Source organism: Chitinophaga niabensis (assembly GCF_900129465.1).
Classification (GTDB): domain Bacteria; phylum Bacteroidota; class Bacteroidia; order Chitinophagales; family Chitinophagaceae; genus Chitinophaga; species Chitinophaga niabensis.
In genome coordinates this window covers 1728075-1750110 of sequence record NZ_FSRA01000001.1, presented here as the reverse complement: position 1 = coordinate 1750110, position 22036 = coordinate 1728075, and the positions used below count along the sequence as shown (strand labels likewise).

22 protein-coding genes and 1 tRNA gene are annotated in these 22036 nt (G+C 42.8%); 3 read left to right on the top strand and 20 right to left on the bottom strand.

The features are described from left to right. Window positions 1-93: 93 nt before the first annotated feature. Complete coding sequence (locus BUR42_RS06645; RefSeq protein ID WP_074238475.1) at window positions 94-1458, bottom strand: alpha-L-fucosidase; 1365 nt, start codon at window positions 1456-1458, stop codon at window positions 94-96. 146 nt (window positions 1459-1604) lie between these two features. Continuing rightward, a complete protein-coding gene (locus BUR42_RS06640; protein ID WP_074238474.1) occupies window positions 1605-2129 on the bottom strand; it encodes a GNAT family N-acetyltransferase in 525 nt (174 codons plus the stop codon). A 30-nt stretch (window positions 2130-2159) separates the two neighbouring features. Between BUR42_RS06640 and BUR42_RS06635 the strand changes: the two genes are divergently transcribed. From BUR42_RS06635 to BUR42_RS06625, 3 genes are all read left to right on the top strand, one after another. Continuing rightward, on the top strand, window positions 2160-3179 hold the full coding sequence (locus BUR42_RS06635; RefSeq protein WP_074238473.1) for an alpha/beta fold hydrolase: 1020 nt from the start codon (window positions 2160-2162) through the stop codon (window positions 3177-3179). A gap of 100 nt (window positions 3180-3279) precedes the next feature. After that, window positions 3280-3352, top strand: a tRNA-Lys gene (locus BUR42_RS06630). A 257-nt stretch (window positions 3353-3609) separates the two neighbouring features. Further along, window positions 3610-5004, top strand: a complete 1395-nt coding sequence (locus BUR42_RS06625) for a site-specific integrase (protein ID WP_074238472.1) — start codon at window positions 3610-3612, stop codon at window positions 5002-5004. Between the two features lie 131 nt (window positions 5005-5135). On the opposite strand, the gene BUR42_RS06620 is transcribed toward BUR42_RS06625, so the two are convergent. The 18 genes from BUR42_RS06620 to BUR42_RS06525 all read right to left on the bottom strand — a co-directional run bounded on the left by BUR42_RS06620 (window position 5136) and on the right by BUR42_RS06525 (window position 22012). Further along, entirely contained in the window at window positions 5136-6497 is a 1362-nt protein-coding gene (locus BUR42_RS06620; RefSeq protein ID WP_143197362.1) for a hypothetical protein, read from the bottom strand. Window positions 6498-6778: 281 nt separating this feature from the next. Beyond that, the gene (locus tag BUR42_RS06610; protein ID WP_074238470.1) at window positions 6779-7060 is read right to left on the bottom strand and encodes a helix-turn-helix domain-containing protein; all 282 of its coding nucleotides are present in this window, start codon (window positions 7058-7060) and stop codon (window positions 6779-6781) included. 306 nt (window positions 7061-7366) lie between these two features. Next, a complete protein-coding gene (locus BUR42_RS06600; RefSeq protein WP_074238468.1) occupies window positions 7367-8443 on the bottom strand; it encodes a hypothetical protein in 1077 nt (358 codons plus the stop codon). A gap of 42 nt (window positions 8444-8485) precedes the next feature. Further along, window positions 8486-9466, bottom strand: coding sequence for a hypothetical protein (locus tag BUR42_RS06595; RefSeq protein ID WP_143197361.1), 981 nt, complete (start codon window positions 9464-9466; stop codon window positions 8486-8488). A gap of 54 nt (window positions 9467-9520) precedes the next feature. Beyond that, window positions 9521-10372 (bottom strand): conjugative transposon protein TraN, encoded by an 852-nt coding sequence (traN, locus tag BUR42_RS06590; RefSeq protein ID WP_074238466.1) that lies wholly within the window; start codon window positions 10370-10372, stop codon window positions 9521-9523. 23 nt (window positions 10373-10395) lie between these two features. Then, window positions 10396-11670, bottom strand: a complete 1275-nt coding sequence (gene traM, locus BUR42_RS06585) for a conjugative transposon protein TraM (protein ID WP_074238465.1) — start codon at window positions 11668-11670, stop codon at window positions 10396-10398. After that, the gene (locus tag BUR42_RS06580; RefSeq protein WP_074238464.1) at window positions 11654-12064 is read right to left on the bottom strand and encodes a hypothetical protein; all 411 of its coding nucleotides are present in this window, start codon (window positions 12062-12064) and stop codon (window positions 11654-11656) included. The genes traM and BUR42_RS06580 overlap by 17 nt, the downstream gene beginning before the upstream one ends. A 5-nt stretch (window positions 12065-12069) precedes the next feature. Next, the gene (traK, locus tag BUR42_RS06575; protein WP_234979617.1) at window positions 12070-12675 is read right to left on the bottom strand and encodes a conjugative transposon protein TraK; all 606 of its coding nucleotides are present in this window, start codon (window positions 12673-12675) and stop codon (window positions 12070-12072) included. Window positions 12676-12814: 139 nt separating this feature from the next. Continuing rightward, complete coding sequence (locus BUR42_RS06570) at window positions 12815-13777, bottom strand: DNA-methyltransferase (protein ID WP_074240478.1); 963 nt, start codon at window positions 13775-13777, stop codon at window positions 12815-12817. 54 nt (window positions 13778-13831) lie between these two features. After that, window positions 13832-15025 (bottom strand): conjugative transposon protein TraJ, encoded by a 1194-nt coding sequence (gene traJ, locus BUR42_RS06565; protein WP_074238462.1) that lies wholly within the window; start codon window positions 15023-15025, stop codon window positions 13832-13834. 10 nt (window positions 15026-15035) lie between these two features. Next, the gene (locus BUR42_RS06560; protein WP_074238461.1) at window positions 15036-15665 is read right to left on the bottom strand and encodes a hypothetical protein; all 630 of its coding nucleotides are present in this window, start codon (window positions 15663-15665) and stop codon (window positions 15036-15038) included. A 36-nt stretch (window positions 15666-15701) separates the two neighbouring features. Continuing rightward, a complete protein-coding gene (locus BUR42_RS06555; RefSeq protein WP_159442227.1) occupies window positions 15702-16343 on the bottom strand; it encodes a hypothetical protein in 642 nt (213 codons plus the stop codon). A gap of 58 nt (window positions 16344-16401) precedes the next feature. Further along, entirely contained in the window at window positions 16402-16863 is a 462-nt protein-coding gene (locus BUR42_RS06550; protein ID WP_074238459.1) for a hypothetical protein, read from the bottom strand. Next, window positions 16844-17521, bottom strand: coding sequence for a conjugal transfer protein TraI (locus BUR42_RS06545; protein WP_074238458.1), 678 nt, complete (start codon window positions 17519-17521; stop codon window positions 16844-16846). Before BUR42_RS06545 ends, BUR42_RS06550 begins: the two co-directional genes overlap by 20 nt. 24 nt (window positions 17522-17545) lie before the next feature. After that, window positions 17546-18073, bottom strand: a complete 528-nt coding sequence (locus BUR42_RS06540) for a hypothetical protein (RefSeq protein WP_074238457.1) — start codon at window positions 18071-18073, stop codon at window positions 17546-17548. A 48-nt stretch (window positions 18074-18121) separates the two neighbouring features. Then, window positions 18122-18646, bottom strand: coding sequence for a hypothetical protein (locus tag BUR42_RS06535; RefSeq protein ID WP_074238456.1), 525 nt, complete (start codon window positions 18644-18646; stop codon window positions 18122-18124). Between the two features lie 3 nt (window positions 18647-18649). Further along, the gene (locus BUR42_RS06530; RefSeq protein ID WP_074238455.1) at window positions 18650-21091 is read right to left on the bottom strand and encodes a TraG family conjugative transposon ATPase; all 2442 of its coding nucleotides are present in this window, start codon (window positions 21089-21091) and stop codon (window positions 18650-18652) included. A 96-nt stretch (window positions 21092-21187) separates the two neighbouring features. Beyond that, complete coding sequence (locus tag BUR42_RS06525) at window positions 21188-22012, bottom strand: hypothetical protein (RefSeq protein ID WP_074238454.1); 825 nt, start codon at window positions 22010-22012, stop codon at window positions 21188-21190. Window positions 22013-22036 lie beyond the last annotated feature (24 nt).

Here is a 22036-nt window from a genome sequence, read left to right as displayed (position 1 = left end):
CAAAGTATAAGGGTAAAAAAGAAGGGATCTTACTCCCTCTTTTTCACTTTGAGATACAAAGTAAAGTCAAATATCTGAACAAACCAATAAATCCTACAAATTTCCGTCCACCTGTACTTTGATCACGGTAGCAATGTCGTTCAGGGGTTTACCGCTGAGGTCGATTGTAAGAACATCCCCACTGGTATTGGATTTGAGTGTGTTTTTTGTACCAAGTACACTAATGCTTTTTACCTTGTTCTTCAGGCCTGGCACTTCCAGTTTTCCATTTGCGGGCCATTCAAATACAGCGAGGTAGAGGGTGTTTTGCTTCCGGGTGATGCGGCCCCATTGTACGGGTTTTAAAGGATTGCCTTTTGTGCCATAAATAGCTTCGCCGTTCACCTTCATCCATTCGCCGATACCTTTCAGGCTTTGAATGCTTTCTGCGGGGAACTCCCCTTCTGCAGTGGGTCCAACATTCAGTAAATAGTTGCCGCCTTTAGAAGCGATGTCTACCAGGTTACGTACCATTGTGGAAACACTCTTCCAGTTATGATCATAACTTTTGTATCCCCAGGTGCCGTTCATGGTCATGCAGGTTTCCCAATCACGCCCGTCCAGTTCACTCAGGTTGGGGATCTTTTGTTCCGGTGTTTTATAATCTCCCTGGAAATTAGGGCGTTTGAGGCGGTCGTTGGTGATGATGTTGGGTTGTAACTTAAGCTGTGCCTGTAATTTAGTGGCAGCGTCGTCCGTCATATTAGTAGGGGTATCCCACCAGAGTACAGCTACTTCCCCGTAATTAGTCAGCAATTCTTTCACTTGCGGTACAGCTACATTATCAATATACTGATCAAAGGTCTGCGTCATCTGGGCAGGATCAAAATGCCCGTTGTTGGCTTTTGTATAAGCATCCACTTTAGCAGAATCCGGGTTAGGCCATCCCTCGCGCATTTCTTTACGGGCCACAGAGCCGCCCGGGTTATTCCAGTCCTGCGCCTGGGAATAATAGAAGCCCAGCTTGATGCCATGTTTTTTACAGGCTGCCACCAGTGGTGTGAGCAGGTCTTTCCCATAAGGCGTAGCATCTGTAATATCCCATTTGCTGGCTTTGGAGTTGAAGAGGGCAAAACCATCGTGGTGTTTGGCGGTGATCACAATATACTTCATGCCTGCATCTTTAGCCATCTTCACCCAGTCTTCTGCATTGTATTTAACGGGATTGAATTGTTTGGCATAAGCCTGGTATTCTGCCACAGGGATCTTGCTGCGGTTCATGATCCATTCTCCCCCACCCCTTGCCATGGGAAAGCCTTTATAAGTACCGGCAGGAACAGCATATACGCCCCAGTGGATGAACATCCCGAAACGGGCTTCCCTCCACCATTTCATACGTGCATCATTTGTTGTGTTGTTTTGTGCCATGAGAGACTGAACGGTAATGAGCATCGTCAGCAGGCAAGCCATCTTTTTCATGAGATCAGTTTATACGTGTAATTCGCAATCGTTTGCATAAGTGGAACAAAAACAAGCGCCGCAGCGCTTTATCGGTCTCAAGGTCGTACAAAAAAACACGTGGTTTTAGGCTCTTTTTCTCTATTTGTTGTAGTTTTTTCACTGGCTCAGAGGAGCCTGGCCAGCAGCAGGTCCCGGTCTACCTGGGTACCTACTTTGAAGGAATGTTCCCCAAAGGCAGAGAACCCTTCTTTCTCATAGAATTTCCTGGCTTTTAAATTATGCTCCCATACGCCTAACCATAATGTACGCACGAAATGTTTGGCAGCCTGTTCATAAGCAAAACGTATCAGCTGTTTGCCGAACTTTTTACTTTGGAATTCACTGCGCACATAGATCCTTTCCAGCTCCATCACGGGAGTGGGTAACAAAGTGCCGTTATCCGGCTGGCGGTGGAGGTTCAGTTTAATAAATCCTGCGGCTGCAGTTCCTTCCCAAAGGATGTAGAAAAAGGAATCCTTTTGTTCCCATTCTGCCTTTAAAGCGTTGTCGTTCTTTTTTTCCCGGAGAAAGTGTTGCAGGTCTTGTGTTGAATAAACAGGCTTAAAGGTTTCCGTAAATGTATCCCGTTCCAGCTGCATCCATACCTGAAGATCCGTTTCCGCTACCGGTCTGATATGTTGATCGTTCATGATTACTGTAAAATACGTTATTTTTGTATTATGTGGAAAACCTTGCTCCTCCTTCCGGTATTATTACAACAAACTGCCATAGCCCAAACGGTTCAGCGATCAGATTATGTGGTTGCCAGTGATCCCGGCGTACGCATCGCTATCCGGGAAGTGGCTACACGCAAGCGTAGCCGCAAACCTCCTATCCTCTTATTACATGGTGGCGGAGCCGGTGGTATTGCTTCATTCGATCTGCCGGTGGCCGGAGGTTCCTTTGCGGAAGACCTGGCTAAAGCAGGGCTGCATGTATTTATTATGGATGCACGGGGCTGGGAAAATTCTACCCGTCCTGATTATGATACTACCAAACGCTGGGTGATCGCGGCCTCTTCTGCCGAAGTGTCCAGGGATATTGATGCGGTGGTAGATTTTATCAGGGAAAAAACAGGCAGGAAAAAAGTGGCGCTGTTCGGTTGGGCCACAGGTGGCAGCTGGATGGGATATTATTCCTGCATCTATCCTTATAAGACCGCATCACTCATTATGCTCAACAGCCTGTATAATGTAAAGGCGCCCTGGATCTTCACCAAATTATTCCGTAATCCTTCTGATACCTCCCAGTTTAATTATGCTTCCACACAGGTGCTGCGCAGGGCAACGGCTGCACAACTGATAGAGAACTGGAACAACTATATACCTGTAGCAGATAAATCGCAATGGTATGATACCGCCGTTGCAAAAGCTTATGCAAGAACGGCGGTGAGCTTTAATGAAGATAGTATCCTGGAAGTACCCGGTGGTTACAGGGCAGAGAGCTTTTATACTGCACAGGGAAAAGGCATGTGGCATGCAAAAGATGTTTCTGTGCCTGTGCTGGCCATCAGGGGTGCTTATGATACCTGGAGCAGACCGGAAGACCTTACCACTTTACAGGAGAAACTGGTGAATTCCCCGCGCAAGCAATTTGTGACCTTGCCTGAGGGCACACATATGGTGTTCCTGGAAAGGCCGGAGAAAGGAAGAACACAACTGATCAATGAGATCGTTGCCTTCAATCTGAAAGCGCGCTAAGTACAACGGCGTGCATTTACTATGAACTTTTTTTACAAAAATTTGGAAGGAATAAAAATATTCCTATTTTTGCACCCGCTTTGATGGTCATCACAGCGATGATTCTGTAGCTCAGTTGGTAGAGCAATACACTTTTAATGTATGGGTCCTGGGTTCGAGTCCCAGCGGAATCACAAGAGGCGCACTATAATGCGCCTCTTTGCATTATATCCCATCTACGTCTACTTCCACTATAATAATCAAATCAAATCTGATCATATTAAATCGCATCAAACGGTTACCGGTTCGGTTACCGTATTGTTTGCACATCATTGAGTAAATTTGGTAACCGAATAGTTTGCAAATAGTTGATTGTTATGGTTTTAAGTCCTCTCTGTGATTTCCCACAACCCAGCGGGAAGAACCGATTGATCACTTAAAATTAGTACACTTGAAAAGCAAACAAAAGTTATCAATTCTGTTATGGCACAGGCTGAACAGAATGGAAGATGGGAAAGCTCCCATCTATGTAAGAATTACTATTACAGGATTGGGCCGCGCTGAAATTGATTCTGGTAAATATGTTGCCCCTGATCATTGGGATCAGAAGAATAAAAAAGTATTTGCGCCTGCGGAAGACTGGAATGATATTAACGATCATTTAAAGGAGATGAAGAAGGAACTTGCTGCCTTTTTTCTTGTGTTAAGTAGAAAACACCCAAAGGTAACGCCTGCCATGTTAAAGCAGGAATATGAGGGTGAGCCAGTAACAGTAGAGCGCAAATCCGAAGTTCCGGTTCCTGTTCCAGTAGTGGAAGAACATACGCTTCTGGAAGTAGCTGATCTATTAATAAAGGACTTTGAAGAAGAAGTAAAAGCTGAGAATAAATCCTCAGAAACATTAAAGCAATGGAAAGCCACCAGGAAAAAAATCATTGAGTTTGGAAAGTTCCGGGTGAGCAAAAATGGAGAAATAAAAGCTGTTGATCTGGCTACTGAAGAGAATGACGAAGACAAATACCCCATTAAGCTTAGTAGCATAGATAACAATTTTGGAAAAGATATTTATAGATACCTTACCGTCAAAAGGCTAGACTTCCTTAAAGGTACGATACAGAAAAGACGGATTTCCAATTTACAGGAACTAGCAGCAAAGGGGCAAATCAAGAAAATAAAGCAATTGCTTTATTTAGCTGAGAATAAAAATTGGCTGCCGGAAAATCCGATTTCCAGATATAAATCCAGTGGTGGGGATAAGGAAGTTCAACCGCTTGAATTGTTTGAAGTTTTCAAAATCTATAATAAGAAAATAGATATTGAAAGGCTGGATAGAATACGAGATGCATTTATTGTGCAGTGCTTCACAGGATTTGCCTTTCAGGATATCGCAAACCTTGCGCCTGAAAATATAATTAGGGTTGGCCTTAATGGAGAAAGATGGCTAATTAAGGATAGAGGGAAAACGGAAATTTCCGAACAGGTGCCTATTCTCCCGGTTGTTGAAGATATCATCAAGAAATATCAAAATGATCCTTTTTGTATTGCCAATAACAGGCTGTTCCCCATTCCGAGCAATACAAAGTACAATAGCTATTTAAAAGAACTCGCTGACATATGCGGAATAAACCGTGTGCTTAAAACGCATTTAGGCCGCCACACCTTCGCAGATATCATGCTCAACATCTGCAATGTGCCTCTTGAAGATGTAAGTAAAATGTTAGGGCATAAAAACATCAGGACAACGATGCGTTATTGTAAAGTGCGTAAGATCCGCATATCAGGTAACATGAAAATAGCCCGGAAAACGCTTTTCAGCAGTGCTGGAAAACTAAAGAAAGTGGCGTAGAGCTGTGATGGTAGAAAGCATCAAAGCCGGAAGAACTTCCGGCTTTGCTACATATTGATGAATAAGAAATTATACAACGGCCATAAAAGGAAAGGTCTCATCAGAAAAATTCATTGGGAGTATCACCGTAACTACTGGCATTCCCCCACATTATTTTCTGTATGACCCTTGCCACTGACAGCGCCGGGCTGCTTGCGAAGGTCTTCGCCTAAAGCGCCAGGGTTGAGGCCGCTGCCCGTATACCACCACCCTTTGGTACGGGGCAGATTAATGCCCCCGGCACTGGTCACATCGAGCACAAAATTAGCACAGTTATAACTTTCGATATTATACTCAGGGGCATGGCTAATGGTAGCCTGTATCATCTTATCAAACTGATCTGATGTAAGGTTGGTTTCCCATTTGACATTGTACTCATGCGTGGAATCGTTACCAAGTGTACCGGGAGCCGATTTATTGTAAAACGGATCTACTTTTGTCCCATTATAGAACCCAACTGTGCGTCTGATGGTATTCCCATTCACATTCTGCTCGAAACTCATGTATGCATGGCCAATCCCACCAAGAATGCTAAACGGTTCCGATGTACCTGGCACCGGCTGATCCGCATAAATAATCACTTTTGCAGGCTGAGAGGTATCGAAACAGGAGAGGTATTTTTTGGGATCATTGATTGGAACTTGTGGAGGAAATACCTGTACTTTTTGCAAATCCTCCGGCGACGATGGGATATTTGGGTCAGCCCCTCCGCCACCAGTTTCGTAACCTCCCCCCATATCGTAACCAACATCATCGGATTTAAACCAGATGGTCTCGCTTACACACTCTGTAAAATAGTAGATCTCCCCAACACAATTCCCATTCCCGTCCCCGGTACAGGCAGACCAGGAATAACAATTCGTTATCGTAATGACAGCTGCCAGTTTCTTTTGTTGGATGGGTGCCATTTTCCTACTTCCTTTGTACTGCTCCAGCTTTTTGAGTTCCGCTTGGGGCAAGCCTTTTGTAAGGTATACCTTGCGCCCGAAACCAATATTGTTTAAGGCGTTCAAAGCGTGATTGATTTCAAATAGGGTTGGATCACCTGCCTTTGCATTTGATGCATAGGTAGAAAAACTGTTCGCATCAAAAATCCTGAACCGAAGGGCGCTATCCAGTTCAACGGCCATAAACCGCTCAAAACTGTTTTCTTCCTCCTGTTTTAAGGGAATGAGGGCAACAACAGTGTTCCCACGCAGGGATATCAGTGAATTATTCCATGCTAAATCTCCCTTACCATCAATTGAAGTACAAAAGTCGGCCGTGATCGTAGGTTTACTCTGTACCGCTTTGATGATTTTCTGAAGCCGGAGGTCCAGTAACTGAAGGTTTTCCGGGGCAGGAAATGCCGTCAAAGGTTTTTCCCGCTGAAAATCCTGATCTTTCCTGGAACAGCCGCTCATAAAAATGAACAGGCTAACTACAATTAACAAAACAATGGTTAAATTTTTCATATAATAATTTAGTTAAAATTTGAATTTATAGGGTTAAAAAAGCAGACATATGAAACGTTGGGAAGATTAAGATTATAAATACCATATCCATTGCCAAGCAGCCGTCTTCCAGTTGGTAAGAGTAATGCCCTGCGGGTTTTTCCATTTGAGATTGTCATAGTATTCATAAAATGAGGTACCTTCCACAGCGGTGCTTCCTTGTTGGATAAAGTATATCAGCACATGGGTTTTGTTAGGGGGCACGTCTTTGCCATGCCCCTTTCTGTTGTTCATCACCATTGTCATTTCAATGCTGGAGTTTTAAGCTGCTCAAACATAGCTTTGATATCATCCTGATCATAATAGATGTCACCTCCGATGCGGGTAAATGCCAGTAGGCCCTGATCTCTCATTTTTTGAAGTTTACCAGGGGAAAATTTGTAGCTCTTTACCAGCTCAGAGGTCTTGATCCATTGCTTTGCAGGCTGACCTTTGCATTCTTTTAATAACTGCTTTACACCGTCTAACAATTCCACTTTGAAATTATCCAGATCCTCCAGCGTAATCAACTGCTCCTTTCTCATCCTTCACTCTTTCACTCTCACAATTAAAGTACAGTTCACTAGCCTTGCCTTTATAGAAGGAAGGCGTATACCCGATGTAACCAAACTCACATAAATCCTTCAGCAGCCTGTGATAGGTAGAAGCAGCTGAAATCTTTGCCAGCGGCATGACTTGCTGGCTGAAGGTTCTGAAAGGAACGGGGTAACCTGACTTTCTCCAATGCAGAAAAAGTGCCACGTATAGTGCGAGGTGCCCTTTACCTATTCTACAATCATGTTCGGACACCGAAAAGAAATTCATAAGAATACCACAACTTTCCATCTTCACTATCTTTTTACAACTTTCATATGCGGTTTCCTTGGTGTTTTACCAGCTTGCCCGGCTTTGTTGGCGGGGATCTTCTGCCCGGTATTTGCCTTATAACGCACTTTTAATGAGCTGCCGGTATTACCCATTTTCACGGTAGTATTCCCTGCCCCAAGTGATTTTACGATTAGTGATCTTCCTAAAGGATCTGCCCGGACACGAAATACACGATCACCGTCATTTTGGGAAACAGTCAGATCAACCACATTTCCGTTATGAAGCTTTTTCGTCAAGGCCGCTTCAGCGTTTTCCGATAGCTTATCTTTAAGTGCTGAATGTTGAATGGCATCCCTGATGTTAAAGTCATCACCGCTAACACGCATCATCTGTGTATTCCCGTCCTTATCCTTATCAAATTGATTCAGCTTAAGCCATACTCTATTCCCCTTATGATCAACATGTAACACTGGTTCTCCTGATGCCAAGCCATATATTTGTTCTCTATTCAACCACTGGTGAGACCTATGCTGAAACGTTACTTCTTTTACATTTGAAGGATCAACTGTAGATAAAATCCGGACTTTATAAGAGGTCATGTTAAAACCATCGTCACTTCTTGTCAGGTCAAAACTGGAATTCATAATTTCAGTCGGGGACATCTGATAATAGTCGTTATTTGGAATCTTAATTTCCCTTGCCCCTAAAATATACTGAGGTTTGAAATCTTGACCCTGGTTTGTCTGGCTAAGAAAAGACCTGACCTGATCATAATCCTGCTCATTCCTCACCTGGATACTTTTTACAAAACCCCGGAATCGAACAGCATCCTTAATCTTTTCCCAAAGCCGGGAGAAATACCCCTTATGAAGTTTGCTTTCCATTAATTCTATCTTGTTCTTCAGGTTTTTCAGCGCGATATCACTCCGGTGTTCCTTGATCGCGTAATATTTCAGGTATATTTTTTTAAGCTCCTTTAGCTGATCGGATTGATATTTGGTAGTTGCACGTTCTTCAGGTGAGTAAATTTTGGCATCTGCCACATTCCTTTCTTCCCAAACCCTAAGATCATCAGCTATCCTATCATTTAGATTTTCCATTTTGCTTCATTTACTGGTGCCACATGTACAGGGGTTGGGGGATTAGCCCCCAACTTTTGAGCCTCGTCTTTTTTTAGAAGCAGGTTTCCCATTTTTTATTGCCGGCTTCTTCGGCACCGATGCTGTGGAAGCAGCCTTTCCAGTTTTTATATTCTGCTTCTTTGCTGCTGCAGGCTTTCCAGTGACCTTTGCACTGGAAGAGGGCTTTGTTTGCTTTGAACCTTTTTGCTTTTCCTTGGCATTATCCTGCTTAACCTCCGGTACAGACTGCTGCAACTCCTTTTCCTGTTCTTTCTTTTCCTTAACTGACAGATAGCTGTCTGATACTTTGAAATTTTTATACCTGGCATTGAACTCGATATACCGTTTGTACTCTTTTCCATCAGCTACAAAAGTCACTGGGATTTTAGGGTCACCTCTCCTTAATGATTTCATTAAGGCTGCTTTCTGTGCTGGATTCTGAAGGTTTTTCAATGGCATTTCGTTGAGCTTTCTTTCGAAAGCGTCAAGATGATCGCCTTTAAACGTTTTTACCAAATAGTTACCGTACTTGTCCTTATCTGTAAGGTCTATCTCCAAAAATGCAGGCTCAATGACCTTTGTAGAATTTGCAATTGAAAACTCCTTAGTATCATCTTTTATTTTTCTCGAAACATGCAGTTTCATTACAAAACGGCCACACAGGAAATTCACAGCCTCTTTCAAAGTAAAATTTGCATTTAGGTCAGGATATTGTTCCCGGAGCTTTGGATCATAGGTGTTATCCACGTAAAATTTCTGAGAGAACTTTTCATCCCCAATGTTCGCGGTAACTTCCATTGAATTGAAAAAATAATTCCCCTTATCGCTTTTTTTGAAGTTATATTCTGCATCTGCCTTGACTTCGCCATAGGTTTTTGTGTATGGCAATGAGAATTCGTCCAAACCCTTTTCCATGTTAACTCTTAGTGGTAAATCTAAATCGTTACCCACACCGGTAGAAAAAACCCTTCTTTCTACGCCCACATAATTCAATTCTTCCATGTTATTATTTTTTATTAATCTATTTGTTTTAGTTGTTTGCAGTTGATAAACTGTTTAATTCACAGGCTTTGCCTTTATAATCGACCTGTTTCCAATTTTAATAGAAACGTTCCTGCCACCATTTTTTTCTAGCAACTGGACATTTAAGCTTTGATTGAGAGGTATGGTAAATTTTTCAATTGCATAAACCAATACCTGACTGGACTGCGGTTCTATCATCTTTCGGTTTCCGAATACAAATAATGGTATTACCTGAACCTCCTGTGAAGATGTGCGTTTGGACTTCTTCTGGTCCCTGATAAAGAAGCGGAGCTGATCAACGGTATACCTCAGGTTGCTGTTATTCATTAAAGCCAGTTGAAAATACAGTACATCCCCATCAACATAGATACCTGTCAGTTCCATAGCGATATCAAAATTTCTGTCCCTGATGTTACCTATTACGGCTTTCTTTGTAGCCAGCCGCTCTGCAAGACTGTTTATCCTGACTTCGTTGAGGTCATCAGGGCTTAACAAGCCGGACGCCTGTGCGGTACTACCTGATTCGTTCACCTTTAGATTTAACACGTTAGGATTGGTGGTATAACTGACATTAAATGAATACAGCGATCCGTCATTCGTTGCTACAGTCAGGTTCGTCTCTTTTAAAGAATCGTTCCTAGCATTCACCATCAGCACGTTTTCCAGCCCATCAATCTGCAATACCGATAAGTCTTTATTTACCCAGTAGGCGCTTTTGATTCCGAATGGGAAGATAAGGTTGGTAGCTTTGTACCTTCCAACCGCAATCGAAATCGGGGCGGCAACAGACTTCAATTTAACAGCATCCTGGGCACCTGCCGATACTGTAAAGAATAACATGAATATCCATACCATCCTTTTTACACATTTCCTTTTCATGTTCATTTTAATTGTTTTTATGTTATTTGCTATTGTACTTCACTGCGCTGGTTTTCATCCTTCAGCAAAATCTTATGGCCAGCTTTTACGGTAAAAGGAATAAGTTTCGATTTTTTGCCGATCAGACCTTTGGTAAATTCAATACCAGCGGATGCGGCCTGGGCAGCAATAGAAGGCTCGAGCATTGGCAGGTTTATACCCTGAAGGGCACCTGCACCAGATTGTGTTGCTACATCACGCGACATAGCCCCTTCAATACGGATACCTTCCAGACCACTGAGGTCAAATACTGATAGGCTCACAGGAAACAAATGATCACCATACTGGATCTGCTCCACACTAACCATCAGACGTTCACCATTCAGGGTCGCGATACCGGTTATAATGTTGTCTTTAGGAATTTTAACCCCATTAATGAAGGCGGGCTTTAACAGCCTCATTTTCAGCTCCGCACCAGAAAGCAGGGTTTGTGTTCCATGTACCACAGCTTTAATGGTATTGGAAGGAAATTCTTCGTTGGATTTACGCGGCTTCAGGGAAAAGAATCCTTCTGCCGACGCCTCATTGTGTGCACTAGCCTCAGTTTTCAATAATGCCACTGGTTCGGGACGCGATTCAGCAGATACTGGGAATACCTGTTCTTTTTTCTTCTTAGAGGCAGCACGTATTTTTTCCTGCGCAACACCGGGGTTCTGTATATCCATAATGCGCTCCAGCATGGTATTCACCTCCTGCATTTCAGCATCCGGCTTTCTTTCTCCGGATTCCATCATTTTCATCATTTGTTCCAGCCTGTCCAGGTCTGCTTTTGTAGCGCCTTGACCGGCATAAGGATTCATTCCCTGATTAAATGGTACAGAAGGCTGCATAGCTGGTTGATTGAGGGCGGTATTAATGTCATTGACCCGCTGATAAATTGCTGCTTCATTGGCATTAAAACCATTTCCGCCAAAGCTGGAAGTATTGATGCCGGGCTGATTTATGCGCCCGTATATATTTAATTGATCTGCTATTCCAGTACTGGCATTGCCCTGGTAATAAGGGTCATTCTTCTTCAGTTCATTATTTGCAAGAGAATCGGCATTAGCCAGGTCATAATAACTCATTTTGTTAGCCGGATCTTGCTTTATATTAACTACGGGCAGTTCAGTTTTTATACCTTTTGTTATTGGAGCCTGTGCCACCACATTATTCCCGGTACCGCCTCCCAGCGCCCAGAACAATAAAGTAAGAAAGGGGATAACAAGCACAGGGAGCATAAACTGAAACCTCCGCTGCTGCATTTCTTTAGTTTGATTTTCCATTGTTATTGAGTTTAATGTTCTTTTGTTTATTAATAAATGCTGCCCAAAGAGAATCGACTAAAGCAGGATTCATTTCCCGGATTTTTTCCCAATCTGCATTTCTGGCTCTGTTCTGCTTTTGTTGCTGCACCGGGGCGCCTGATACAGGGAGAATATCCTTGGTGTTCGAAACTTTTCCAGTAGAAAATGTTCTCATGATGAGGCTAAAGCAAAAAACCGCTGCAAGTGCAGTACCTGTTACCAGTATTTTTTTTTGCGCGGAAATACTGAACTTACCCGCAAGAGAAGTCATAGTACCTGCCCATTTCTGTTGCACATAAATGACCCGCGCTGCAATCTGCCTGGCGATTTTGGCCTTTTGGTCTGACAATGGCTTTTCTATATTCCTTTTCATGACTGTTACCTGCTTTTAATATTGACATCCGTATTTTCAATTACATTCCAGCGCTCCACCAGGAATCCATGCGCGTTGTTTTCGCTTCTGCTGACATTCCGGAGAAAACCTTCTGTGACCAGCCTACGTTGCACGATTGAAGTTGGGCGGGTAAGTTCCTGGCTGGCAAAGCAGCGGAAGTAGTAGGGGTACTGCTGAGTATCCAGCATTACGGAATCTACCTGAATAGTCTGATTGACATTGCCGCTGATAAGATTGCTGTAATAATTCCGCTCCTTAAGGTCATCATACTGGCTCTTGGCAGATCGGTCTGCCAGGTACAAAGCCTTATTGATATTTTGCTGAATGGCCTTTTCATCTGGGCTTAAGGTGAAGAAATAGAAATGAAACATTTTTACATGATCACGGCCCTCTACACCAATGTTGTCTTTTCTTTCTGAAGCAAAGGCTTCCAATACCTTTCCTCCGGCAAGCACATAGATCCTGTCCTGGGTTTTACCGGCCAACTCATAGCTTTTATAAATGATCAATGAACAGATCACTATACAGCCACCAGCTGTTAACAAACTTATAGCTCTAATGTAGCGGAAGGCCACATCTACATTTTTCATCATTTTGAACATCACTCACACATTTCATTCTCACAGTTCAATTATTTATCACTTCATTTCGACTACTTTGTCAATATGTCATTATTTTAGACCGGGCAAGAGGAAATTTCATTTCTGTATTCTTCATAGTATTCTGCTATTAGTACATGCCTTTTTGAAATAAGCCAAATGAATCCAAAAGCCTTTTTTCCGCAATGCTGATAGATTGCGGATTCAATTCCAATCCTATGAAATACCGCTTCAGTCTTTTAGCGGCAATGGCAGTTGTTCCCGCGCCCATAAAAGGGTCAAGAACAGTATCTCCCTCGTCAGTTCCCGCAATAATGCAGGTCAATGGTAATTGTTCAGGAAATGGTGCAACGTGTGGCCCTGAGAATGGTTTTAAAGGGATGCTCCAGACCGATCTTTTATTTCTCACAAAAAGGCCGTTATCATCCAGCTGCCACCTGGGATGGGCATTTCCACTGAATGTTATATTCTGGCCTCTATATTTAGGAGAGCCTTTGCAAATGGTATCTTTCCGACCGTCATATGCAGCTGGTTCACGAATGGCCTTTGGATTAAACAGATAACGTGCAGACTTGCTGAAAAGAAATAGATACTCATGGCTCTTTGCGCACCGGTCAACAACACGTTCAGGCATAGCATTGGGTTTGTGCCAGATGATATCCTGTCTCAAATGCCACCCCGCATTACGCAAAGCAAATGCAAGTATCCATGGGATACCTATCAGATCTTTTGCTTTTAGATTGTCGAAGATGGAATCCTGAACGTCTATACTGGCATTGGACTGGCCCGGCTTTTTATATTTTGGATTGTGATGGCCATTTCTACCTTTTCGGTGAGCATCAGTCCAATATACATCGGCTACGTTCAGCCACAGCGTCCCGTTTGGCTTAAGAACCCGTTTCACCTCATTAAAGACTGCAACAAGCTGTTGAACGTATAATGCCGGAGATGCCTCCATGCCATATTGTCCATCAATATTATAGTCACGTGCTTTCCAGTAAGGGGGGCTGGTTACGCAGCATTGAATGCTGTTATCTGGAAGCTGTTTCATCCCTTGAAGGGCGTCACTTAAAAATATCCTGTCTTTCTCCATCACACATTTCATTTTCACAGTGCTTTTAATTCTTATCCAGTCACGTTACATTACTCACTTCGCCCGGCCAGACAGTTTGCTGTGCTGAAAACTCCCATCACCATCGTCAGTCTTAAATGCACGGCCGATAGCGCCTGAGATTCCGGTACCGGCATCGTATTTCTTGCCGTCCTGAAAGCTTTTCATAGTATCAATCGCAGAAGTAGCAGCAGAAACCGGCGCCCCTGGTATGCTGGACATCACACTGGTAACTTTAGATACCATAGCCCCGGCACCACCGGCATTGATGATATAACCGGCAACAGTAGGTACTGTAAAGTAGCCTACAATCCCAATGATCATGAAGATGAGGTAACCGGTGTCGCTGGCACTGAAATAGGTATCCCCGGAATTCTTTATCTGATCGAGGTCGAGCTTGAGCATCTCTTCCTGGATTTTAGCGATGATGGCACCAAAGATATTTGCGACTGGTAGCCACATGAACACATTCAGGTACCTGCTCAACCATGCGGTCAAACTATGCTGAAAGCCGTCATACACTGCCAGACCAAAAACAAGGGGGCCGAGGATGGCCAGTACGATCAGTTGAAAAGTCCGGATGGTATTGATACATAATGAAGCCGCCTGAAACAGTACTTTTAAAATTTCCGACATCCATTCTTTTACCTTCTGCCGGAAGTTGTACATAGCCTTTGCCGTCATAAACTGGAGACTATGATCTATATACTCAGTCCAGTGTTCCTTTTTATCGCCATATGCATACTTGTACCATTTTTCTCTGTCCCCATTATTATCTTCTCCCACATACATTTCCCATCCAACAGTGCCTTTCATTGCCTGTTTCTTTTGTTCCAGTAGTACCTTTACTGCTTCATCAGTATTGTGAACCATTTCGCCTGTGCCGGTTACAATGGGTTTCATCAAAAAATTTACTGTATCGAGCAACAACGGGAAAAAACTGATACAAAATCCCAGGACAAATGGGCGGAACAAAGGATAGAAGTCTATCGGTTCTGCGTTGGCCAGATGTTTCCAGCATCGGCCAGCGATATACCACAAAGCCCCAAAACCTGCAATGCCCATAGCGACACTGATCAGATCCTTACACATTGGCATCATGGTTTCCAATAATTTATCCAGGATACCGTTCAGGCTATGTATCTTATCGGCCACATCCTGAGCCTGCCCGAGTAATGGCAATCCCAACAACACTGCTGCTACTAATACAGCTCTTCCACACTTCCTCATACCGCTATGCTTAATTCTTTAACCCATAAATCATTTCCATCCCTGCAATATCCTGCCGTTGCTTTGTCCGGCCCGATGCAAGGCTACCTGCCTTGAGATTAAAATCCCGCAGGAAGAATACTTTTTGCTCCATTTCTCCGAATAGGTGATCAATTGCGGCCAGCCGCTCATCATCACTCATTCGAAGCTTACCTGAGGTGATGACCATAGCCAGTTCATCCAGGTTCCGGAGACTGCTACGGATCAGGTTATCATAAGTCCTGGCCAGATAAACAACTTCATCAGGACTGAATAGATTGGTTTGTTTGAACTGCTGAAAAGCCCGTTTGTACTCCCGCACCAGCACAAGCTGATATTCAACGATACCTGCAATTTTCCGATACCGCTTCACTGTAGGGCTCACTTCCATTAGGCCATCGAGAAAAACCTTGTGGATATTGAAATTCCCCTCCGTTAAACTCTTTACAGTACCATAACCCTTACTTACAATTTCATAGCCTTTCTTCAGATCTCTGAGAATGCTTTTGAACTGTGCCAGCTTCTCTATGTTCAGGGCGAGTTGGGCGAGTTCGTTCGCCTGTGCCCTGGTCTTGCCGTTGCCCACTATGGACAATAGCAGCATTATTATTATACACCTCATATCTCTTCCACATTTCCCTTATAATAATCCCAGAGCCTATTTTATATCCACACCATGGAGACGCCTCTCCAGCTCCAGTTCCTCTTTCTCATGTTCCATGCAGGATACCTGATGAATTGCTTCCCTGCAAACCTCCTTGCTGAAAGCATGGGTACTAACCATTTCTTTATACAAATGATCTATGCGCTGTATGCGTTCGTCATCCTTTAGTTCCAGACGGCCATCTTTTACCAGATCATCCAGTTCTTCCAGGATCAGTGCACAGCTGTCAATTACTTTATCAAACACCCTTTTGATATATTCCAGTTCCTGTTCCCCGTACATACCTGAGCGTTCAATAAGAATCATTGTCCTGCGGAAAGAGATCAGCGTCTGTACCTGTATCAGGAGAATTTCTGCCACCCTGGAATACTTCCGTATATGCGGATTAACAGCCTTCAGTGAATTAAAGAAGGTCTTATGGATATTGAAATCTCCATTCTTAATATCGGTAATGGTATTCAGTCCATCCCTGGCAATCCGGTAGCTCTTTTTTAAATAGCCGGAATAAGTATGCAGCAAGGCAACCTGCTCTGCAAGCCGCTTTAGTTGCGTCCCTTTCTGATTAAATATACCCTGTGCATTCGTGCCAGCGGCACAAATAACTATTAATACAAACATCACAACAACACTTTTCATCATCTTTCCATTTTCATTCGTACCTAAATTCTCAATACTTTATACTGTTTGATCCATCTCACATCTTTATGCACTTCTTTTGCTTACTGACGTATTTAAAAAGTGCTTCTGCTTCTTTAGTCGCCCGCTCCTTGGTAGGAATATCATCTAAGCTTTTTATGAAGAATGATTTAGCTACCGATAAATACTGACTGTGCTTATGAATTCCCATTTCCATCACATTTGGGCCAGATTTACTACTGATATCAACAATAAAGTTTAATGCAGTGAATTCATTGTCAGATGCCCCCCAACTGGAAACACACTCAATTTCTGCGACTAAGTTATCTAATGGTGTGTTTTCTATAAACTCCAATAATATTTCTCCCAGGCGGCCCTCAATTGTTAAATGCCTTGCATCGTCATGAAGTGCAAATTTTGAGTATCCTTTATCTTCAAACATCTGCTCCAATTCTGCCACAGCTTTCTTTGATATTACCATTTCACTATCCATATCACAATTATTTTCTTTCCAATCCATACATCATTTTCACGGTTTCAATTTCCTGAAGGCTATGCGCACGCTTCAGGCTTTCGGATTTGTTGCTGGCAGTAAAGCGCCTCAGATCAGTAAAATTCTGCTCTACCTGGTCAGCTACCTGGTTAATGATCATTAGGCGCTTTGCATCACTCATTTGGGTTTTGAATGAATTGATCACCATTCCCAGCTGTTCCAGGTTCTGTATGGTTTCGTTCAGGATACCATCATAATACCTGCCGATATCGATGATTTCCTGGGGAGTAAAATGTTTATCATTTCTGATCTGTCTCCAGGCTTGCTTGTATTCCTCTACAAGCGCAATCTGCATAGCAGTAATTTCGCGGATGCGCTGATAATAGGTAATCAGCAGCTTTACTTTATTCAGTTCTTCGAAATATTCTTTATACAGGTTTCGCTGCCGGGCTGTCCAGTCACTGATCTCGGTCAGCTTCAGTTTAGACATCGTATTTTCAATCACCTTCTGCGCATTCTGCAACCAGATGACTTTGTTCTGTTGCCGCTGTATGGCGAGATCTGCTGCCTTTATTGCTTTCTTTACCGCTGCTTTAACCACCAGCCACCAAATAGCATGGCTCTTTTGTGTTGGCGCAATCACCATTGCTGTCATCAAAAGGATAACCAATCCCCACCGTTTCATTTCCACCTCCTTTTTTCTATATTATTACATTCGTCTTTTTAGTTTCATTTTAACGTCTGATGCGTTAACAGTAGTGGTAGCCATTTTTTCTTTCTTTCTGATCCTTTCCTTATCTGCTTTGTCGGTGAGCAGAGCTAATTGCCGGGTAGTTGGTATCTCGCCTGGCTTAATCCGGACTTTTATCTCTGTAAACTCATAATCATCATATTCCTTTTTAACAACTAACTCCGATACGTGAAACCTGTGTTCAGGAGAATAATCAAGTTTAAAATCGACAAATGTTGTCACATTGGTTGGCCTCACCTTTGGAAGAGGCGCATATAAACAGAACGGAAAAAGATCAGCAGTGTCTCTTAAAGTACCATTGGCATTAAAGCGCCCTTGAGCTTCCATATGATTCTTCACCTCAGACAGGATAAATTGTAAAGTGGCATTGCTTTCCGTCTCTGTGAAGAAATCAAATTGTAATTTGATAAACCGGAAACCGCTCTTGCCCAATCTGTTCCATAAGCGCATCAGTTCTCCTTCTGTTTCTTTCCGATAGTCTTTCATCGCTTCTTCCTTTCCTGTTCTTTCATCTTCATCTATTCCTTTTCCATTTTACGTTCGCATGCTAACTTTTCTTGCTCTGGTTAAATCAACTTCTTTAATGATGCTCCCTCCAGTCGCTCTGATGCGCTGTTTATCTGTTTTATCCATAAGTTTCTTAAGGTCTTTAACAGCTGGAGGGTCGTCAGGCTTATGTTTGATGTTTATTTCAATATGGTCAAGGTTTTTGTAAGTTCTCATCATGTACATATTTGTAATGCATAACCCTTTTTCCGGAGTATAGTCCAGCGTAAAATCGAGAGAATCTAGCACCTCTTCTTTTTCCCTGCCCTGGAGGGGTACACACAGAAAGGTTGGAAAAAGATTCGATTTGTTTTTCAGCGTTCCATCATTGTTGAAATTGTTCGCATCCGCCGCATATTCCTTCCACGCCGATCTGATATTACTCAGCAGGTCACCCTTTTCTTTTCCCATGAGCCGTTGAAACTGATACTTTATTGGCTGGTAACCCTTTTTCTCTAATTTCCCCCACATTCTCACAAGAGCAGCATCAAAGTCTTTTCTAAAATCTTTCATTTCCTAATTGCTATTAAGTTCGCCAACAAGCCGTTCAATTCCTTTTTCCATACTGCCATAGCGTTCTGCATATTCCATCACCATCACGCGTTCTTTACCTTCAGTAGTAAACGCATAATATTCCTGCGGACACAGTTCATTTTTATACACCTTCTGCACTTGTCCTCCCAAATCAATAAACACTTCCCTTTGGTCTTTATTCACAGACAATAACATTGATTTTGCTTTTTCAGACAGGCCCAATGTGTCCTGAACCTTATCGAATTTGTTCATGAATTTGCGCATGTCGAGCAGGATCTTGACGTCGCAGTTGTTAATTATCGCTTCTTTAATGATAGGAGAACTGATCAGGTCATCTATCTCCTGAGTGATGATGTTGGGAATAGCGTTAAACTTGCGGAAGGTTTTCACAGCATATTGCATGAAACCAGCCATACCGGCGTTCATGATAGCTTTCCATGCTTCGTCAATCGTCAATACCTTTCTTAATCCTTTTAGCTTTCTCATCTTGGATATAAAAGCCTCAGTGATCAGTAGCGTTACAACACTAAAAAGAACCGGATGCCCGGCCAGGTTATCTAATTCTATGACGATAAAGCGTTGATGTAACAAGTTCAGGTTTTCTGTTGCATTTAACAGGAAGTCAAATTCTCCATCTTTGTAATATGGCCTGAGGACATATAGGAAATTATTGAGATCAAAGTCCCTGTCTTTGACATTATGGGATTTCAGGATTCCCTGATACTCATTCAGCAGGTATTCATAAAAGGTATTGAAACATGGAAATACCTGAGGATTTGTCTCCAGGAACAGGAAGTACCCACTCAGAGCATTGGAGAGGGCTACATATTCACTTCTGTAAACACTTTCATTTTCCTGCTTCCAGAGAGCTACCAGCAGAGATTTCAGGCTTTCTTTTTTCTCCGTATCCAGCATTTCCCCCTCTGAAAGATAGAAGGGGTTAAATTTGATCGGGTCATGTTCCTCGTATGTAAAGTAATACCCGCCCAACATGGAACAAAGCCCCCTGTAACTACCTCCAATATCAATTGTAACGCAATGTGCGCCTTGATTATAGAGAGAATGCAGCATCGTATTGGCCAGCATGCTTTTACCAGTTCCACTGGCACCTACAATGAGTGTGCCCATGTTACTCGTGACACCTGCTTCACGAACGGAATCATAAAGGTCTAAAAAGATGGGTTTGGAGGACAAGCGTTCACAGAGGCGAATACCCTGGTGTGGAGGTGCTGATTTCGGTTCACCTTCACAGTTCAGAAAACATGTGGCCTGTTCAAGAAAGGTGTCAAATGTATCATTTTCTGGAAAATCTGCGCTGTTACCGGGAATGCCTGCCCAAAAGATTTGCGGGGCACCAGCTGTTTCCTGTTTGGCTACGGCGTCCAGCTGCGCAAATGCTGTGCTTACCCGGTTCCGTATTTCTTTTATTTCTTCCGGCTCATCTGTCCAGGCCAGAATATTGTAATGTGCTTTTACCGGTAAGCGCTGTTCCGATATGGCCTCGTTCAGAAAATCGTTGGTCGCATCCCTTGCAATGGCATTCTCGCGTGAATAAGCGGATAGGGATTGCAACCTGAGCCTTTTTGTTTCCAGCCGTTGCAAAGTCTTCTGGCCATCACCAATAAATATATATTGGTTGTAGATGTGATTGCAGGAAAGCAGCTGTCCAAGGGAAGCAGCAAAGCCAACACTAAATTTTGTTTTATCCGTACTAAATTTATCGTAATTTATTCTGCTGCCGCAAAGTGATGGCAGATCAGCAGCATCACCCAGCGTATATAACTGGCATTGCTGCTGACCTACTTTAATAGAATCCCCGAATTCAATATCCTTTATGGTCATCGGTTCTGGGTTTTCCAAGAGGAAACAATATCGCTCTATCAGGCCCGCCTTTCTGTGCTGACTACTGAGTTCAGCATTAGTAAGCCGCTGAAGCTTTACAAATCCGGAATCCTCCATGATTCTTTTGAACTGTCCGCAGCTATCCAGGAACAGCTTCAGTGCATCAGCTTTCAGGGTTTGCTCTGGCACAATACTTCTCCTGAGCAGACTGGAGAACATAGAAGAACTGGGTTTTCTGCCATCTGGTTTTTTTGTAATTGCAATGTAACAGGTATGAGCTATGTACTCACGACCTTTAAAATGTTGATCAGCAGCATGCTGAAGATAGCTGGGTTGCTCCGTCTTTAAAGGAGTATATGCCGAACGCATATACCAATCCTGTTTATGGAATACGGAGTGTTTGGGCAGTAAGCGGATTGCCTTTATCCACGCATGATGAAATGCCTCATACTCTGTATCAGAGAGCGTAAATATCTCAGGCAACTCAGTCTTATACACAACAGTTATATCACCCTGACCTGACAATATACAATCATGTTCAACCCCCATGATGGGGAATATCTTTTCCAATTTTTTTTCCATCTCACAATTTTCTCTTTCACATAGAGGCAATTTTGCCCCTGATATATTGGTTTGTTTTTTCTGCGCTGCTAGTTATTTAAAATTTGCGATACCCACCTAGCCACCCCCTTTTCTCTGCTTTCCAGGTTTCTTTTTACGTTTGTTAACTTTTACTTGTTTTATTACCCATGAATCTCTTACAGCACGTTCTATCTTTAGCGCTTCCTCCCTGGAGAGCTGCATCTTCTCAATACGGGTAGGGTCTGGTTCCAGAGGAACCGTACATACCAAGACCGTAGGGGAAAGACCGTACTTTTTCCCATATCCAACGATATCAAACTCGTTTAATGGGGGGAATTTAAGCTGGACGGTATGTTCAGAATAATCTGAAAACACCTGGTCAGCATGAATTTGCATTTTACTATGGGTGTCATAATATACCACTGAGGGCTTGGAAAATGCTTCTGGCCCAAGGCTAATTGTTTTTGAGAGGTCATCTGTTTGTATGAGTTCGCACTTTTCTGCATCTACAATGTACTTCAGCCCATCATATTCCAAAGAAGGCAATACACCGTTTAGTCTGTCAGATAATGCTTTGCCTACTAAATAATACCCTAGCTGATGTTTAATGCTTATGCTGTTAAATGTTATCCGCGTATCTTCATCCACATTTTTCCATTCCTCAGAATAGAGCTTTGGAACGACAAAAGTTTTAAAACTGCCATATGCATTTTTTGCATCTGGTGGAAGCAGCTTTTTATTGACATGATCATAAATACCATTTATATAAAAGATGCCGACATCAAGTGCTTTAATGTCCTGTTTATTGGCTGGATTTCCATATTCGAAAATGAAATCTCCGGATTTATCAAACTGAAAAAGATCGCCGTGTATGACCACCAGGCCGGTATAGTCTGTTATATGCTGTTGCTCTTGTCCCATCTTTCAATTGTTTCTTTTCCTTTA

Excerpts from the sequence above, each read along its gene's own strand:
- BUR42_RS06620 (WP_143197362.1), bottom strand. The coding sequence starts at position 6,497 with ATGAAAAATTTAACCATTGTTTTGTTAATTGTAGTTAGCCTGTTCATT.
- BUR42_RS06640 (WP_074238474.1), bottom strand. The coding sequence starts at position 2,129 with ATGAACGATCAACATATCAGACCGGTAGCGGAAACGGATCTTCAGGTA.
- BUR42_RS06600 (WP_074238468.1), bottom strand. The coding sequence starts at position 8,443 with ATGGAAAATCTAAATGATAGGATAGCTGATGATCTTAGGGTTTGGGAA.
- BUR42_RS06570 (WP_074240478.1), bottom strand. The coding sequence starts at position 13,777 with ATGGAGAAAGACAGGATATTTTTAAGTGACGCCCTTCAAGGGATGAAA.
- BUR42_RS06635 (WP_074238473.1), top strand. The coding sequence starts at position 2,160 with ATGTGGAAAACCTTGCTCCTCCTTCCGGTATTATTACAACAAACTGCC.
- BUR42_RS06530 (WP_074238455.1), bottom strand. The coding sequence starts at position 21,091 with ATGGAAAAAAAATTGGAAAAGATATTCCCCATCATGGGGGTTGAACAT.
- BUR42_RS06560 (WP_074238461.1), bottom strand. The coding sequence starts at position 15,665 with ATGAGGTGTATAATAATAATGCTGCTATTGTCCATAGTGGGCAACGGC.
- BUR42_RS06550 (WP_074238459.1), bottom strand. The coding sequence starts at position 16,863 with ATGGATTGGAAAGAAAATAATTGTGATATGGATAGTGAAATGGTAATA.
- BUR42_RS06540 (WP_074238457.1), bottom strand. The coding sequence starts at position 18,073 with ATGAAAGACTATCGGAAAGAAACAGAAGGAGAACTGATGCGCTTATGG.
- BUR42_RS06545 (WP_074238458.1), bottom strand. The coding sequence starts at position 17,521 with ATGAAACGGTGGGGATTGGTTATCCTTTTGATGACAGCAATGGTGATT.
- BUR42_RS06645 (WP_074238475.1), bottom strand. The coding sequence starts at position 1,458 with ATGAAAAAGATGGCTTGCCTGCTGACGATGCTCATTACCGTTCAGTCT.
- traN (WP_074238466.1), bottom strand. The coding sequence starts at position 10,372 with ATGAACATGAAAAGGAAATGTGTAAAAAGGATGGTATGGATATTCATG.
- BUR42_RS06610 (WP_074238470.1), bottom strand. The coding sequence starts at position 7,060 with ATGAGAAAGGAGCAGTTGATTACGCTGGAGGATCTGGATAATTTCAAA.
- BUR42_RS06555 (WP_159442227.1), bottom strand. The coding sequence starts at position 16,343 with ATGAAAAGTGTTGTTGTGATGTTTGTATTAATAGTTATTTGTGCCGCT.
- BUR42_RS06535 (WP_074238456.1), bottom strand. The coding sequence starts at position 18,646 with ATGAAAGATTTTAGAAAAGACTTTGATGCTGCTCTTGTGAGAATGTGG.
- traM (WP_074238465.1), bottom strand. The coding sequence starts at position 11,670 with ATGGAAAATCAAACTAAAGAAATGCAGCAGCGGAGGTTTCAGTTTATG.
- BUR42_RS06595 (WP_143197361.1), bottom strand. The coding sequence starts at position 9,466 with ATGGAAGAATTGAATTATGTGGGCGTAGAAAGAAGGGTTTTTTCTACC.
- BUR42_RS06580 (WP_074238464.1), bottom strand. The coding sequence starts at position 12,064 with ATGAAAAGGAATATAGAAAAGCCATTGTCAGACCAAAAGGCCAAAATC.
- traJ (WP_074238462.1), bottom strand. The coding sequence starts at position 15,025 with ATGAGGAAGTGTGGAAGAGCTGTATTAGTAGCAGCAGTGTTGTTGGGA.
- BUR42_RS06525 (WP_074238454.1), bottom strand. The coding sequence starts at position 22,012 with ATGGGACAAGAGCAACAGCATATAACAGACTATACCGGCCTGGTGGTC.
- traK (WP_234979617.1), bottom strand. The coding sequence starts at position 12,675 with ATGAAAAATGTAGATGTGGCCTTCCGCTACATTAGAGCTATAAGTTTG.